This is a genomic window from Actinoplanes sp. NPDC051633 (assembly GCF_040681735.1).
GTDB lineage: Bacteria > Actinomycetota > Actinomycetes > Mycobacteriales > Micromonosporaceae > Actinoplanes.
Genome location: NZ_JBFAZH010001746.1, coordinates 1 through 1,162, shown reverse-complemented (window position 1 = coordinate 1,162; position 1,162 = coordinate 1). Strand labels below are relative to the sequence as shown.

Sequence of the window (1,162 nt, the reverse complement as noted above, 5' to 3'; positions counted from 1 at the left end):
CAATAGAGCGGCATCATCATCTGGCCCTGCCACGGCCTGGCGAACCAGCAATGGCGCCGGGCCTGAACGCCTACGGGAGGATCGCGTCGCATGATCCTCATTCCCCCGGACGCCGGTCGCCGACGACCTGATCGGGTGATCAGGGTCGCCGGCGACCGGGACAACGCTGCTAGACCTCGATCGGCGCGATGTCGGGCGCGCCCAGCCGGGCCGCGTCCGCCGTCGCGTCGTCGGGCTGCTCCTGCGACGCCCGTTCCGCCTCGACCCGCAGCTGGTAGTGCTCGACCTCCCGCTTGATCTGGTCGTCGGTCCAGCCGAGGACACCACCCATGAGGCGGGCGGCGTCCGGTGCGGCGGCCAGACCTCGGTCGAAGGTCTCGATCGAGATCCGGGTACGCCGGGTCATCACGTCCTCGAGGTGGCGGGCGCCCTCGGCCTTCGCCGCGTACACGAACTCGGCCCGCAGGTAGTCGTCCGCGCCCTCGATCGGCTTGCCCAGCTCGGGGTCCTCCTTGACCAGCTCGAGGACCTCGTCGATCAGCGTGCCGTAACGGTTGAGCAGGTGCTCGATGCGGGCCACGTGCAGCCCGGAGTCGTGGGCGAGGGTGCCCCGCTTGTTCCAGTACGCGGTGAAGCCCTCCGCCCCGAGCAGCGGCACCCGGTCGGTGCACGACTTCGGCACCGTTCGGCCCAGCCCGTGCACGCTGGCGTCCACGGCGTCCTTCGCCATCACCCGGTACGTCGTGTACTTGCCGCCCGCCACCACGACCAGACCCGGCGTCGGGCTGGCCACGGTGTGCTCGCGGGACAACTTCGACGTCGACTCCGACTCGCCGGACAGCAGCGGGCGCAGCCCGGCGTAGACGCCCTGCACGTCGCTGCGCGCCAGCGGCCGGGACAGCACCGAGTTGACGTGCTCGAGCAGGTAGTCGATGTCGGTGCTGGACGCGGCCGGGTGCGCCTTGTCCAGCGACCAGTCGGTGTCGGTGGTGCCGACGATCCAGTGCCGGCCCCACGGGATGACGAAGAGCACGCTCTTCTCGGTGCGCAGGATCAGCCCCGTGGACGACTGGATGCGGTCCCGCGGCACGACCAGGTGGATCCCCTTCGACGCGCGGACGTTGAACTGCCCCCGCTCGCCGACCAGCGCCTGGGTGTCGTC

Annotated in this window: 1 protein-coding gene; it reads right to left on the bottom strand. The window is 70.7% G+C overall.

Features of this window, described 5'->3' with window-relative positions; genetic code table 11:
* Nucleotides 1–169 precede the first annotated feature (169 nt).
* Nucleotides 170–1,162, bottom strand: a 993-nt coding sequence (locus tag AB0M20_RS44850; RefSeq protein WP_364307716.1) for a glycerol-3-phosphate dehydrogenase C-terminal domain-containing protein, incomplete at its 5' end; no start/stop codon positions are given.